Below are 14,639 nucleotides of genomic sequence, written 5' to 3'. Positions count from 1 at the left end.
AAAATTTATCTTTTAATTACTTTCTGGGTAAAGACTTCATTTCCTGAGCTTACTTTTACAATGTATGTATTAGATGGCAGTGAATGAATATTAACAGATATTTCTTTTTCATTGCTAAACGGTTTTTCAAAAACAATCTTACCGTTAATGTCATTAACTTGTACTGATCCTGAACGTACTTTATCAAGCGATACTACAAAAACTCCATTACTTGGGTTAGGGGAAACCTGAATATTTTTCTGCTGAATTTTTTCTTTAAGCATAGATTTCGTGTTGTTTGGATCTGCATTAAGATCAATACGATAATCTTTATCAGTAGGCTTGATCTTTATTTTAGCAGGAATAGAAACTGGTAAATTGTCCATTTGTAAATTTTCCTGACAGTACATAAAGTCGTATGGGAGATAGCTAAGACTGTTTTCAGCATGAATTCCCTCATTGCCTCCCCCAAAAGAGTACACCATTTCAATGATGAACTTATATTGTCCGGAAGGAGGGTTGGTTAGATCTGATTGATTGATCGTAAACTCAAACTCATTAGGGTTAGGGAAGTTCAGTGCAGCAGATGTTGGGTACAGTGTACTGGTTGCTATATCCAAAAGAGATATCTCAAAGTGTATGATACTTGCTCCCATAGGGATGGTATAGTTTCCATTTACCTGTAACGGGAAGCTTGTAACTTCTTTGCATGAACGGGTTTGGTAAGTAAATTCAAGACTTCCTGTGTTCATTTTGCATATGTCGCCACTTAGTTCAGTGATTTCAGTGTTGGTTAATGTAAAGTTGGTCTTATTCAAATAAAATCTAGGAAGCTGATTGTGATCGGGATCATCATTGTACTGTTCAATAGCTCCGGTATAGGAGCCTCCGCGGCTTGCAATATTGGCAGCGGCCTCTTTATAGGTTGGGTCAGTATTTACGTGTACTACCACAAACTTAGCATCTCTGTACATTTTAAACTTTGTGAAAGCAGCAAACGCGTTATCATCATGCAGCCCGTTAGGAGGGTTAAAGTTTACCAGATAAGAACCATTGCTCAAGCTTCCGTTTGCTCTTTCTGCATCAGAAAAAAGAACAATAACCAATGGTCTTGGACGGCGGGTGTCTAATGACTTTTGCGGACTCACAATATCAGGATGAGGATAATGATCAAGGGCTGCTCCTATTAAGCCTGCAGCATCATGAAAATGATCTCCGTTTCCTAATTTTCTTGAGAATGTTTGAGCTGTTGCAAGATCATTGGTAAAATTAGATTCTATATAGATTCTAGGAACAGATGGGGTCATACCCGGATAATCTGTTCCGTAATGTACTACAGAAACCCGATTATCACGATTGCACTTTAAAACCTGTTCCATAAGTCTCCTGGTGGAAACAGTCATTTCGTTGAATGCGACGTCACTGATAGAACCACTATTGTCAAGACAGAAAATAATATCACTTCCTGATTGTGAGTAGAGTGGTTTCCAAGATAATAAAATTGAAAATAAGATAAGCTTAAATGTATTTTTCATAATTCACAGATTTTAAGTAATGCTAATTAATGAATTGGTTTAAAGCTTTATCCAGTGTTTGGACCTTTGGAATAGAAGAAAATGAGGACATGGCTAAAAAGCACGCCATAGGTAATGAGTGTTTCATGGTTTTAATTTTTGTTATTAGGTTATTATTCACTGAAAAATCATAAGTCAGTGAAATACAAATATAATTAAAACTCAGGCTAATGGTTGGATTATTTTCAATTATTAGTTTGTTTTAGAATTTATATTCTTGTTTGTAGTATTTTTTTTATTAATAAATATAATGAAATGTATTTTTTGAATGATTTTCAATTTGATGCCTACCTTAAAATAAAAAAGCACTCTAAAAAGAGTGCTTGTCTGTATTTATTTTTTAATATATTCTTTCTGAACTACCGAAACCGCCGGGAAGTGGTCACTGTAGCCACCTGTAAATCGGTCTCCGTCCCAAGAACGTAGCGGATATCCTTTCCACTGCCCCTCCTTGTTTACCAAATAAGCCGGAGCATAGATCTCAGCTTTGTATATGCTATAGGTAGGGGTGATTTTTTCTGGAGAATAAAGATTTCTTGAAACAATAATCTGGTCAAATAAATTCGGAGCATCTCTATAGGCTAAAGAAGCTACACCTGCCTTATATAATTTATACATTAAGTTATAATAAGGACTCTTGTCGGACAGCTCGTTTGGATCACCCACTGCAGCTAAGTGCTTCTTTAAGCTTGGGCTTACCGGATCATCATTGTAGTCACCCATTGAGAATAATTTAATTCCTGGGTTTTCAGCGGTTACTTTATCCATTTCATTTTTCAGGACAGTAGCGGCAGAATTTCTTTTTGCAAGAGAAATAGCTTCTCCTCCTCTTCTGGACGGCCAGTGGTTCATAAAGATCCCTACTTTTTCTCCATCCAATAAGCCTATTGCAATGACAATATCTCTGGTATATTCTCTTTTTCCATTTTCATCATAAATTTTGATTTCCTTTTTATAGGAATCCAAAACTGAAAATCTTCCTTTCTGATAAATAATGGCTACATCAATCCCTCTTGAATCATAGGAATTGAAATGTACAATTCCGTAATTGCTTTTTGCCAATGCCGGCTGTTTGATAAGATCTTCAATAACCTGTCTGTTTTCAACCTCAATCAATCCGCAAATAGCCGGATTGTCATTGGTATATTGTCTTCCAAGCTCTGAAATAACCTTAGCCTCATTCGCTAATTTTTGGTTATAGTACTTTGATCCCCATCTTTTAGGACTGTTAACTGTAAAATCCTCAGATAAGAATTGTTTTCTGATTACTTTTTTTCCAATCAATAGATCATCACTCCATTCTCCTTTATAATCTTCTGTTGTTTCAAGATATTTCAGGGAATCCACGGGTACACTTCTGTGAAACTTGGGATTGGAACGAGGTAGGGTTCCATCAATATAATCTGCAGAAGGAATTGTATCCCAAAGGTTTTCTACATTTAGGAATGCGACAGCTGCTCTTTTTACCTGCTTCTGCTGTGAGAAAGCGGAACCAAAGCAAAACAAAGCGGCAATGATTAAATATTTTTTCATATTCTTAGTATATTCAAAAAATTGAGGGGTAAAATTACTAATTTTATATAAGAATAAAGATTAAAATGATCTGAGTTTAGTTTAAGAAAAGGTTAAGGATAAGATAAAATGTCCAATATGAGGCGCTAGAGAGCAATGTTTAATGGTTATTGGGATTTTATTCAATATTAAGAAATGAGCTGTTTCCTATGGGATTCATAATTTCTATCGTGATTGTTTTGTGGCTTTCGTAAGATGATCTTCCATTTTTTGTGATTGATTAAAATTACGGCATTTTTTTAGGATAATGGAGGTAGGTTAAGAAAATTTAATAGAATAAATAACTAAAAATGTTTTAGTTAATGAAAATAGTCCTAAATTTGTTGCCCCTTAAATAAAGAAGGAGTTAAAAATAAGTTTATTATGATTAAAAAACTATCCCTAATCTCTTTGTTTACGTTAATGCCTGCTTCTTTTTACTTTGCGCAAACAACTGTTTATGCGTATGTTAAAGATCAGGATGGTAAGCCTTTAGAGAAAGCAGAAGTAGATCTAGCACAGTCCGGGAACGATGCAGCCGCGGATAAAATTGGGTACTTCCAGTTTGTGGATTTAAAACCTGGCCACTATCTTATTACGGTAGCAAAACCAAACTTCGAGTCAAAGATCTTAGAGTTTGATGTTACTGCAGATGAGAAGAGAAAAGATTTAGGTGTTATTACACTTAATTACAATTTAGGATCAGATGCAGGAGTAATAGTTATTGATGACTCAGCAAATGATACTGAAGATGGAGGCTCATCAATGCAGCCTACTGTAGGGCTTTTAAGCTCAGGAAGAGATGCTTTCCAAAATGTTTCTGCGTTTGAACTAGGTGCGTACTGGTTCAGACCAAGAGGAGTAGACAACAGATTTGAGGATGTAATGTTTAATGGAGTTTCCATGTCTAAAAATGATGATGGAAAAGTAGACTTTAATAACTGGGGTGGTCTTAATGATGTAACAAGATACCCTTACGAAAATGTAGATAACATCACTCCTTCAGAATATACTTTTGGTAATTTGGGAGGTGCTGTTTATTATAATACAAGAGCTTCCAGCTATAGAAAGCAAACTTCACTTGCCTATTCATTTACCAATAGAAGTTACCTGCACAGAGCTATTGCTACTTATTCTTCAGGTCTTACTAAGAATGGTTGGGCATTTACGTTCTCAGCAAGTAGAAGATGGGGGGATAGAGCAATCCTTGACGGGGTTTATCAGGATGCCTATGCTTACTTTGCATCAATTGAGAAAAAATTTAGTGACAGACACTCTATTAACTTAACTGCTTTTGGATCTCCAACTTATAGAGCTTCCAATTCACCAAATACCCAGGAGGTTTATGACATCATGGGGAAAAACTATAACTCATACTGGGGATGGCAGGATGGAGAAAAAAGAAACTCCAGAATCAGAAACGTATATGAGCCGGTATTTATGTTGACAGATTACCTGAAAATTGGTAAAAATTCAAACTGGATCAATACTGTTTCCTATCAGTTTGGTAGCGATGCAAGAAGTAGGTTAGACTGGTTCCACGCTGCAGATCCAAACCCTACCTATTACAGAAAATTACCAAGTTTTGGTCTTTTGACTGCTGATGAATTCAGAGAACAGGCACAAATCAACTGGAATGATCTATACAATACCAACCGTCTTAACCTGAAGAATATGGACGGAACCGAAAGAGGGGCTTCCTATACTTTGGTGGATGATGTAAATAAGGACAAAACTTTAAACATTGCATCACACTTTGATACAAGACTAAAGGATAACTGGAAATTGAATATTAACTTCAATTATCAGAATTTAAAATCAGATAACTTTAGAAGAATTAATGATTTATTAGGTGCTAATTACGCCAATAATCTTAATGCTTTTAATAATGATACTCAATACAATATTGACGATCCCAATACGAAAGTTAGAGTGGGAGACAGAACTCAGTATTCTTATGAGTTAACAAGAAACCATTATTCATTAAATGTTTCCACTGAAGTTGACTTCAACAAGTGGAATGTGGTAGCTTCTATCTTCTCTTCATATTCTGAAGCTTACAGAGATGGGAAATTCAGAAGCGCAATATTTATGGATAACTCAAAAGGAAAGAGTGCTATTTATAATGCATTGGATGCCGGGCTTAAAGGTAAGATTACCTATAAAATCAACGGTAAGAACTTTATTGTTTATAACGGAGCATTATTTAGTTTGGCACCCACCCTTAATGAGATTTTCATTAATCCAAGAATGGGAGATTTCTTAACTCCTGGAGTTAAAAATCAGGTGATCAATTCTAATGACATCAGCTATATCATGAGAGGTCAGATTCTAAAGCTTAGAATATCCGGATACTATACTACAATTAGTAACTCAACGGAGATTTCAAGATATTACTTAGCTGTTTCTTCCAATAATACAGGATCATATAACACGTTAGTTAATGAGGCTATGAGTGGTGCAGACAAGAGGTATCTTGGTGCAGAATTAGGATTTGATCTAAAGGTTACGCCTACGCTTAACGCAGTGGGGGTTGCAAGTGTTGGTCAATATAAATTTACAAATACTCCTCAGGTATATACATTTGATGATCTTAACGGATTCAGAAGCTATGGTTCGGCCAATATTAAGGACTATAAAGTAGCGGGAACTCCACAAAAGGCATTCTCTTTAGGATTGAAATACAATTCACCTAAGTACTGGTGGGTAGGAGCGTCTGCAAACTACCTGATGGATCAGTATCTTGATTTCTCAGCAATCAATAAAACGGCTGCAATGTATACTATTCCAGGTACAGGAGGTCTTCTTTATGATGGTGTTACACCGGAGCTTATTCAAGAACTTACCGCACAGAAGAAATTTGACGATCAATTTATGCTGAATGCTAACGCAGGTAAGTCTTTCCAATTTGGAAAGTACAGAGTAGGGGTGAGTGTTTCAGTGAATAATATTTTAAATAACAGAAATTACGTAACAGGTGGATTCGAACAGGGTAGATACTCAAACTTCCCGGATGCACTTGCAGAATATCAAAGAGGTACCCCTTACTTTGGACCAAAACTTTGGTATGACAGAGGAAGAACTTTCTTTACTAATGTTTATTTAAGATTCTAATAACGACGACTATAATGAAAAAATATAATTCAGTTTTAAAATATATTTTTATCGCAGCAGCTTCCCTATTTGTAACGGTAGGATGTGTGCATGATGATAAATATGACCAGCCTAACCTTGACGGGTATGACTGTGCAGACAAACAAGGGGTTGCGGTACCATTTGCTGATGTAAAGGCGAAATTCCAAAATAATACAGTGTATACTTTCCCTAAGGATGATACTCCTAACAATGAGGCAGATGATCTTTATATGGTAGGATATGTTTCTTCTACGGATGAAACGGGTAACGTTTACAAAACAATCTATATTCAGGATGCACTGGCAAATCCTACGCATGGTTTTACCATCAGTGTAGATATGGTAAGCAGCTATACAAAATTTCCTCAGGGATCTAAGGTATATGTAAAGCTTAATGGCCTTTCAGTAGGTACTTACGGTGGAGTTGTACAATTAGGTGTAAAAACAGGATCTGAATCAGCGACTAATGGAGTATCCAGAATCCCGGAAAAATTAGTTCCGAGCACGATCTTCAGATCATGTACAACAAGAGGAGAAATTACACCAAAGGTTCTCACTCTGGCTGAGCTGAAAAATAATGAAAACCTAATTGGTTGTCTTGTTCAGCTAAATGAGGTAGAATTTGATAGTAAAGCCCTATGTTCAAACTTTGCTCCTAACGGTCAGACTGTAGACAGAGGAATTGGACAAGGATGGAATGAATCAAATAGCACATACGTTAATACAGCAGTGGTAAGAAACAGTGGATTTGCTTCATTTGCAAACCAAACTCTTCCTGCAGGAAAAGGAACACTTAAAGGAATTTACAGTAAGTTTCAGTCAGGTTCTACAACCACTTACCAATTCTATATCAACAAGGTATCTGACCTTGATATGGAAGGCGGTGCGCTAGATGCTAATGGAAAAGACAAGCACTTCCCTCGTTTAGATAAAATACAGGAAAATCCTTGTAGATTCAGTGCTACAAATCTTACAGCTAAAACAGTATCAGATATTAAGCAACTTGCAGGATCATTAGCTCCAAACGGATTGGTACAGATTACAGGAGACTTCTACCTGAAAGCTCAGATCACGGCTAATGATGAAACCGGAAACTTATTTAAGTATCTATATGTAGAAGATGCAACAGGAGGGATCAAGGTAAATATCAACAAAGCCGATCTATTCCTTGATGGCAGATTCAAAGTAGGAAAAGACCTGAATATTAAATTGAAAGGGTTATATATCAGAAACGTTGCAGGAGAGCTTCAGATTGGATCTAATGATTCAACACCAGCAATTGGGTACAGAATTAAAGAAGAAGATATATACAAATCTCTATTTGATTCAAACGCTCCGGCAAGAACAGTGGTAGCTACTGAAAGATCAATCTCTCAATTAACAACTGCTGATGTTGGAAGATGGGTTAAAATTAAAGATCTTGAATTCATTAATGGTGATTTAGGAAAAACATATGCCGACGGATCAGCGCTTTCAAACAGAACGTTAGAAGATTGCTCTGGAAAAACAATTACACTAAGAACCAGTGGACGTGCTATCTTTGGTATAAAAGCAGCAAGTGCTATTGAGGTTGCAGGTGGAAAAGGAGATGTATATGCTATCCTAAGTGTATTCAATGGTACTTACCAATTATGGATTACACAGCTTACAGATCTTAACCTGACGAATCCTAGATGTGATGGAAGTGTTTATACACCTATCCCGCTTCTTTATGGTGATGATTTCGCTGCAGGTGGATTCAGCTCAGATTGGACAGTGGTAAACAAAGTAGGACCAAACCAATTCTGGGGAACTTCTAACCAAGGAAACGGAACAAACTATTACGCTATGATGAATGGTAATGCAGGAGGTGCTGGGAATAACTTTGCGAACGAAGACTGGTTAATCTCTAAAGCAGTGAGCTTAGTTGGGAAATCTAAAGGGGTGGTAACCTTTACTACTGACGTAAGATACGCAGGAAATGCATTGCAGGTGTTTGCTACAGACAACTATACAGGAGACGTTGCAACAACCAATTGGACGGCACTTCCGGCAAATCTGGATACCAACTCAAATGCATTTGGAGACTGGGTGAGTTCTGGAAATGTTGACTTAAGTGCTTTCTTAGGTAAGAATGTAAGAATTGCATTCAAATATACATCTACAACATCTGCCGCGGCAACATGGGAGATCGATGACTTCAAAATTAAAGGACAATAATTATTGTTTTATAAAATTAAAACCGGTTCGAAAGAGCCGGTTTTTTTATTTTAGTATTGGAATCCTTAATAAACATCTAGTAAGGGCGTTTTTGATGAAAAAATATCAATATATAAGCTGTACAGGCTATCCTTTTAAGCCAGATTCCGAATGACTATATTGTTGAAGAAATACAGAATGATAAAAGATGATATCATGTAATTGAGTAGACTTTAAATGTCTTTTTCTTAAAGATGCAGGGATGCTGTTTTATGTATTTAAAATTAATCTAATCCTGATGGTTTTAGAACTCTTAAAGAACGAATATGAGATTCCTGAATCTGGGCTACAATATAAAAAACCACTGCATTTGCAGTGGTTTTTTATATTACAAAATTATTTGTTTAAAAAGATACTTCATTTACTTCTTTTCCTCTTTGGAAGTTCATCGTTTTCTGACTGCCTTTGTAGGCAATGTTCACGAGGTTGATCTGTTTAGGAAAAGCATTTAGGAGGATTGTATTTTTAATTTTTAAGGTATTGATATCTGAAACTCCTCCGGTTTCAAAATATACCCATACTGTTTCTCCGCTTATCTGACTTCCGGTGAAAGTAATTGTTTTGGGAGCACCATTTACAAATACATCAAAATTATTGTTCACATATTTTTTTACTTCTGCTTCAAATCCGGCTGTGCTCGGATTGATCTTAATAGCATCAGAGATATGGCTTGTATTCATTTTTGTGGTAAACTTCAATGTCTTGCTTCCATCAATATAATCCACCTTGGTCATTGAAGAGAAAAAGTCTACATACATAAAACTCATTAACACAAAAAATGTTAAAATTCCTGATATATATAAAAGTTTTTTCATCTTAATTAATAGATTTACAATCATTCTTGCTAGTTATAGTTCACAAATAATATGCCAATTAGAAATTTACATTCACAGAATACTTATCATAAAAAGCTTTAATGTGTGCTACTGCCTCATCAGCAGTGTCTACCACTCTGTAAAGATCCAAATCATCTTCTGCAATCATACTTTCTTTTAGGAGTGTTGCTTTGAACCAATCCAGTAATCCACCCCAAAATTCACTTCCTACCAATACAATCGGAAATTTACCAATTTTATTGGTTTGAATCAGCGTCATTGCTTCCGTCAGTTCATCCAAAGTCCCAAAACCTCCGGGCATCACCACGAAGCCTTGAGAATACTTTACAAACATTACCTTTCTCACGAAAAAGTAATCGAAATTCATAGAATAAGACTTGTTGATATAAGGATTGAAATGCTGCTCAAAAGGAAGATCAATATTGAGTCCAATTGATTTTCCGTTGGCATTGAAAGCACCTTTATTTCCTGCTTCCATGATTCCTGGGCCTCCTCCTGTAATAATTCCGAAGCCTAGCTTTGTAATCTTTTCAGCAATCTCTACCGCCATTTCATAGTATTTATTATCAGGTTTCAGACGTGCTGAACCGAATATAGAAACACATGGGCCAATTTTTGCCAGTTTTTCATAGCCATCCACAAATTCAGCCATGATCTTGAAGACCATCCAGCTGTCCTTGGTAACGGTTTCGTCCCAAGTTTTTTGTCTGAAACTGTCGTGTAGCTTTATTTCGTTCATATCAAATTCCGGATTTACTAAACTTTCATCCCTCGTTCCATCAATTCCCATTACAAAATTTATTTAAAATGTTTTTCGGCTTCTATTACAGATTCTGGTCTTCCAACGTCTATAAGAAGACTGTCATGTACAAAACCGTGAATATGTTCGGTCTGCATCAGATCCAGATATTCTTCCATAACAGAAAATTTGCCTTTCCTTTTTATTTTTTCAAAGATGGTAGGGTTGATACAATGAACACCACTGAAAGCAAGAGCTTTAAATCCTTTGTTGAATTCTGCAAGTCTCTGTTCTCCAGTCTGTACATTCAGCCAACCTCTTAAAACCATGTCATCATTGAAAAGAAGTTTTCTCGAACTTTCACGGTCCGAAACTGCTAAAGTAGCAAAATCTTTTATCTTTTTATGATATTCTACCAATGCATTGATGTTTATATTGGTTAAAATATCAGCATTCATGATTAGAAAATCTTCTCCATGATCGAGAAATTTTCTAGCAAAAATTAAGCCGCCTCCGGTTTCCAGTAATTCGTTGGTTTCATCCGAGATTTCAATGTTACATCCGAAGTTATCATTTTTATTCAAAAAATCAACAATCTGATCTCCAAAATGATGGATGTTAATCACAAAATCTTGTATACCAAAACTTTTCAGATACTTGATATTTCTTTCCAAAAGCGGAACATCATTCACTTTTGCCAATGCTTTAGGATGATGATCTGTAAACGGTTTAAGTCTGGTGCCTTTTCCTGCGGCGAAAATTAGAGCTTTCATATAGTATGAGTAATACGTGATGAATAGTGAGTTTATAATAAGTAAGTATAATATTACTTATGGCTCATTACTCATTACTGGTGTTTAGTTGTGGTTGTTCATCATGGTGGATGGTTACTTCCGTTCCATTCGGGTATTTTTCCTTGATGAATTCAGCAATTTTTATTGCAGAATATACAGATCTGTGCTGTCCGCCCGTACATCCGAAATTGATCTGTAGATTTTCAAAACCTCTTTCAAGGTAATCGTCAATATTGATAGATACGAGAGACTTTATCAGCTCTAAAAATTTAGGCATTTCAGTTTTTGTTTCAAGATATTCCTGAACACCAATATCGTTTCCGGTTTGGATTTTATATTCTTCAATTCTTCCCGGGTTTAGGATTCCTCTGCAGTCAAAGGCAAAACCTCCTCCGTTTCCTGAGTCATCCTTAGGAATTCCTCCTTTCTTGTATGAAAAACTGTGTATGTCGATGTGTAGCATTTTCTATATTATTTTTTACTTTAAAATAGTATTAATTTTTTGTTTGGCTTTATCCGTATCGAGTTGTTGAATCAGCTTAAAAAGTTCAGGATAATGATCCATTCCTTCCCATGAAGATACGAACTGAGTGATGTTTTGAATTCCTTTTTCCAGACTTGCCATAAAATGTTGTTTCCTTTGGATCAAGCCTCTAAAGCCATAAGCTCCTAATACCTGAAGGAATCTCATCATCTGAATGGGTTTCACTGAATTCTTTAGTTGAACCTGGATTTCTTGGTTTTCAAATAATTGAATGTAAAAATCCAGCATTTCATGTTTAAAGTATTGAGGGAAATCTGCCTTGGCCTGAAAAAGAAATGAGATGACATCATACATTAAAGGACCTCTCATCGCTGATTGGTAGTCGATGAATGAAACTTCATTTTTCTCATTCACCATGATGTTTCTCGCCTGAAAATCGCGGATCATAATTCCTTTAGGTTCCAGACTTTCTACAAGGGAGGCCATTTTTTTAAATTCCTTTAGTAGGGTAGACTTGTTGTATTCCAGTTCCAGAACATCGGCTAAGAAATTCTTGAAGTAATAGAGGTCATGAATGATTGGCAATTCATCATAACTTTCATATTCAAATGTCTTGGAGAAATCAATTTTCCCTTGGGTTTTCATCTGCAGCTGGAAAAGTTTTTTCAGGGTTTGCTGTACCAATGATTTTATCTCTGGTGAAACATGTTGCTTGGTAATTACCTCCGAAAGAGTTTTTTCTCCCAAAAATTCCTGTATATACATTTTCCTGTCATCCGAAATAGATAGTATGGCAGGTGTATTAAGGTTTAATTCTGAGAATACCTGAGAATAATACAGAAAGCTTTCATTTTCTGGAATATTTTCATTGTAGGTAATGATGTATTTTTCGGTAGAGATTACGGCCAGAAAATTTACCCTCGCAGAACCGCTTTGGGCTAGTGTGATGAATTCAGTGGATTTCTTACCAAGTTGGTTTTCAAAAAATCTTTTTGCGTTTTCAGAAGTCATAATATGGAAACAAATATACTAATTTAACATGAGTTGGAAATAAAGGATATGGATAGTTTTAAGAGGCTCTCAAAAAGCAGGAAGAGATATATTATGATTTTCTGAAATGGTTTGTATTTCAGAAATTTCTAAGAATTTTTTTTATAATTTATCACTCAATAGTGGATTTTATTCTATTGTAACTGGCTTTCTATCTTATGTTTGAAGTTTCTTACTTTGAGTTCATATAATTACAGTCTAATTTTTATCTTTGCAGTATGCTAAAGGACTTTAAGCCGGTGTTAGGTATTTTACTTCGCTTCATCATTATTTATCTGGTGTTGCTTTTTGCTTATCAATTTTATCTGAATGCTAATAAGGCTTTAGGTTTGGACCCTTTTTCTAGAATAATTGCTGATCAGGTGAGTGGTGTACAAAATGTTATAGCGTATCCGACAAAGCTTTATGATGATGTTAAAAATGAACAGGTTTGGTTCTATGTAAAGAACCAGTATGCAACAAGAATGGTGGAGGGGTGTAATGCAATCTCTGTGATCATCTTGTTTGTGTCTTTTGTTTTTGCATTTTATAAAGGTTCAAAGACCTTTGTTTTTGTAGGAGTAAGTCTGGTTTTACTTTACATTATGAATCTTTTACGGATCGTAGGTCTGAACATTGTAATGGTAGATCATAAGGAGTATGGAAAAATGTTTCATGACTTTGTTTTTCCTGCTGTTATCTATGGAAGTGTGGTTCTACTTTGGCTTGTTTGGATTAAATTCTTTGCTTTAAAACATGAAAATTCTTAATTGGCTTTTAGTTATTTCCGGAATCTGTGGTTTGATAGGAATAAGGGTGTTAGAGGAAAAACTTTTCTATGATCCCTTTTTGGGTTATTTTCATGAAGCCAATAAAAATATTGAGTTTCCCATATTCGAGTGGGGAAAATTAATTCTGGGACACTTGTTTAGATTTATCCTCAATCTATTGTTTTCCTGTTTGATTATTCAAGGTTTGTTTAAAAATAGACAATGGACGATACAGGGAGCGATTATGATGGTGATCATTTTTGCAATTTCTTTATCCATTTATCTGTATTGTATTTATAACCATTTTGAAATAGGATATCTTTTTTCATTCTATATGAGAAGATTTGTAATACAACCTTTGATTATATTATTGATCATTCCAATGTTTTATTATCGAAAACAGATGATGGAAAAGTCGTATAGAAACAAATAAAGCTGAGAAAGCACGTAATGATTAGCGTCTAGTCTACATTTTTGCTTTCTCAGCCCTCTTTATATTCTTTGTTTTAGATTATTCTACAGTATGCTTATCTACACTGGTTACATTCTCTGGAGTCCATTCTACGCGTTTCACAAAGTCCTTTTCCCGAACAGGGCATTCTTTGATCTGGCAAACAGAGCATGAGATTGGTTTACAATCATCCATATGGAAGTTGAATTCAATGCTGCGTTTAATATTTTTTGCCAAAAGAAGAATGACTTTTTCCATTTCATTATGAGCATCACGCAGGCTGTAATACCAGGGAAGTGTAATATGAGCATCAATATGAAGGGAAGCTCCGAATTGCTGAATTTTCATATTGTGTACATCAATCCATTCTGTTCTTCTGTTTTCTTCAAGGATTCTGATAATCTGATTTAATATTTCCGGATCCTGTTCATCCATAATACCGCTTAATGACTTGCGAACGATTTTATAGCCTACAAAGATGATGTAAAGTCCAAAAATTAATGCTACAGCTGAGTCCAGCCAATAGATTTTTGTAAAATATACAATCACTAAGCTTATAACTACCCCCAGAGTGGTAATGGTATCTGATTGCAGATGTTTTCCGGAAGAGATCAGTACCAGAGAATTTTCTCTTTCTCCTTTCTTTATGGAAATATAACCCAAAAGGTAGTTGATAACAGCTGTGGCTGCAATAATCCAGATCCCTAGATCGATCTTGCTGAGCGTCTTTCCTACAATAAGGCTATGGACTCCCTCATAAATGATCATAAGGCCTGCTATGGCTATCAAGGCTCCCTCGATACCGGAAGTAACAAATTCTACTTTACCATGACCGTATGGGTGATCATCATCTTTCGGTTTTGCTGCAAGGTGAAGAGAATAAAGTCCCATGAATGCACTAATGACATTCACGATACTTTCCATGGCATCGGAGAATACAGCATCGGAATTGGTTAACTTCCAAGCAATGATTTTTCCGATAAAAAGGATTACGCCAAATACTGCAATGATCTTTTGGAACCCTATTTTGTCTTTATGGGTGTTTTTCGGGGTATTCATA

At 35.7% G+C, this 14,639-nt stretch carries 12 protein-coding genes; 4 read left to right on the top strand and 8 right to left on the bottom strand.

The features are described from left to right. Nucleotides 1-5 precede the first annotated feature (5 nt). Nucleotides 6-1,514 carry a T9SS type A sorting domain-containing protein gene (locus SCA31_RS05625; RefSeq protein ID WP_410695889.1) on the bottom strand — a complete coding sequence of 503 codons (1,509 nt, stop codon included), beginning with the start codon at nucleotides 1,512-1,514 and terminating at the stop codon, nucleotides 6-8. Nucleotides 1,515-1,886: 372 nt separating this feature from the next. Next, nucleotides 1,887-3,086, bottom strand: coding sequence for an endonuclease (locus SCA31_RS05620; RefSeq protein WP_410695887.1), 1,200 nt, complete (start codon nucleotides 3,084-3,086; stop codon nucleotides 1,887-1,889). Between the two features lie 402 nt (nucleotides 3,087-3,488). Between SCA31_RS05620 and SCA31_RS05615 the strand changes: the two genes are divergently transcribed. Both SCA31_RS05615 and SCA31_RS05610 read left to right on the top strand, forming a co-directional pair. After that, nucleotides 3,489-6,218, top strand: coding sequence for a carboxypeptidase regulatory-like domain-containing protein (locus SCA31_RS05615; RefSeq protein WP_410695885.1), 2,730 nt, complete (start codon nucleotides 3,489-3,491; stop codon nucleotides 6,216-6,218). Between the two features lie 14 nt (nucleotides 6,219-6,232). Further along, nucleotides 6,233-8,437 (top strand): DUF5689 domain-containing protein, encoded by a 2,205-nt coding sequence (locus tag SCA31_RS05610; RefSeq protein ID WP_410695884.1) that lies wholly within the window; start codon nucleotides 6,233-6,235, stop codon nucleotides 8,435-8,437. A gap of 383 nt (nucleotides 8,438-8,820) precedes the next feature. Here the strand turns inward: SCA31_RS05610 and SCA31_RS05605 are convergent, their stop codons facing one another. The 5 genes from SCA31_RS05605 to SCA31_RS05585 all read right to left on the bottom strand — a co-directional run bounded on the left by SCA31_RS05605 (nucleotide 8,821) and on the right by SCA31_RS05585 (nucleotide 12,340). Next, a complete protein-coding gene (locus SCA31_RS05605; protein ID WP_410695882.1) occupies nucleotides 8,821-9,291 on the bottom strand; it encodes a DUF6702 family protein in 471 nt (156 codons plus the stop codon). Between the two features lie 58 nt (nucleotides 9,292-9,349). After that, nucleotides 9,350-10,051, bottom strand: coding sequence for a TIGR00730 family Rossman fold protein (locus tag SCA31_RS05600; RefSeq protein WP_109621772.1), 702 nt, complete (start codon nucleotides 10,049-10,051; stop codon nucleotides 9,350-9,352). A 59-nt stretch (nucleotides 10,052-10,110) separates the two neighbouring features. Continuing rightward, nucleotides 10,111-10,824, bottom strand: coding sequence for an NDP-sugar synthase (locus SCA31_RS05595; protein ID WP_410695880.1), 714 nt, complete (start codon nucleotides 10,822-10,824; stop codon nucleotides 10,111-10,113). A gap of 67 nt (nucleotides 10,825-10,891) precedes the next feature. Then, entirely contained in the window at nucleotides 10,892-11,308 is a 417-nt protein-coding gene (locus SCA31_RS05590) for an ATP-binding protein (protein ID WP_410695878.1), read from the bottom strand. A 15-nt stretch (nucleotides 11,309-11,323) separates the two neighbouring features. Beyond that, nucleotides 11,324-12,340, bottom strand: coding sequence for an aminoglycoside phosphotransferase family protein (locus SCA31_RS05585; RefSeq protein WP_410695876.1), 1,017 nt, complete (start codon nucleotides 12,338-12,340; stop codon nucleotides 11,324-11,326). A gap of 257 nt (nucleotides 12,341-12,597) precedes the next feature. Here SCA31_RS05585 and xrtF point away from each other — a divergent pair, with 257 nt between their 5' ends. Further along, on the top strand, nucleotides 12,598-13,128 hold the full coding sequence (gene xrtF / locus SCA31_RS05580) for an exosortase family protein XrtF (RefSeq protein ID WP_410695875.1): 531 nt from the start codon (nucleotides 12,598-12,600) through the stop codon (nucleotides 13,126-13,128). Further along, on the top strand, nucleotides 13,115-13,561 hold the full coding sequence (locus SCA31_RS05575; protein WP_410695873.1) for an exosortase F system-associated membrane protein: 447 nt from the start codon (nucleotides 13,115-13,117) through the stop codon (nucleotides 13,559-13,561). The genes xrtF and SCA31_RS05575 overlap by 14 nt, the downstream gene beginning before the upstream one ends. Nucleotides 13,562-13,639: 78 nt before the next feature. Here SCA31_RS05575 and SCA31_RS05570 read toward each other — a convergent pair whose 3' ends face one another. Then, nucleotides 13,640-14,638 (bottom strand): cation diffusion facilitator family transporter, encoded by a 999-nt coding sequence (locus SCA31_RS05570; protein ID WP_410695871.1) that lies wholly within the window; start codon nucleotides 14,636-14,638, stop codon nucleotides 13,640-13,642. Nucleotide 14,639 lies beyond the last annotated feature (1 nt).

This window comes from Chryseobacterium sp. SIMBA_028 (assembly GCF_046535285.1).
GTDB lineage: Bacteria > Bacteroidota > Bacteroidia > Flavobacteriales > Weeksellaceae > Chryseobacterium.
Note: the sequence above shows the minus strand (reverse complement) of the source record. Positions and strands in the feature narration are given on the sequence as shown.